Source organism: Methylobacterium sp. E-041, from assembly GCF_022829665.1.
GTDB lineage: Bacteria > Pseudomonadota > Alphaproteobacteria > Rhizobiales > Beijerinckiaceae > Methylobacterium.
The window spans coordinates 1-350 of record NZ_JAKSYQ010000022.1 but is presented as its reverse complement, the minus strand read 5'-3'; the positions used below and the strand labels follow the sequence as shown (position 1 = coordinate 350).

Sequence of the window (350 nt, the reverse complement as noted above, 5' to 3'; positions counted from 1 at the left end):
TGATCGTCCGGCCGCTCGGGCGGGTGATGACCTTCGTCGAGCATGTTGGCGAGGGCGACCTGACAGGTACACTCGGGGAAGGCGGCCACAACGAGATCGGTCGCTTGAAGCGTACCCTTAATGCGATGGTAGCGGGGCTGGCCGACCTCGCTCGCACCAACCGTACCGCCACCTCGGACCTGAACGCGGCGGCGGCCGAGATCCGTGCTTCGGCGCAGGAGCAGGCGGCGTCGGTGGAGGAGCAGTTCGCGGCGGTGCAGGAGACGGCGGCGACGGTGGACGAGATCACCCATTCGGGCGCGCAGATCACGAAGCGGGCCGGCGAGGTGATCGCCACCGCCCAGGCCACG

1 protein-coding gene is annotated in these 350 nt (G+C 69.1%); it reads left to right on the top strand.

What is annotated here, in order from left to right; all coding sequences use genetic code 11:
* Nucleotides 1-350: HAMP domain-containing protein (locus MKK70_RS00825; protein WP_243945437.1), on the top strand; the 350-nt coding region annotated here is incomplete at both ends.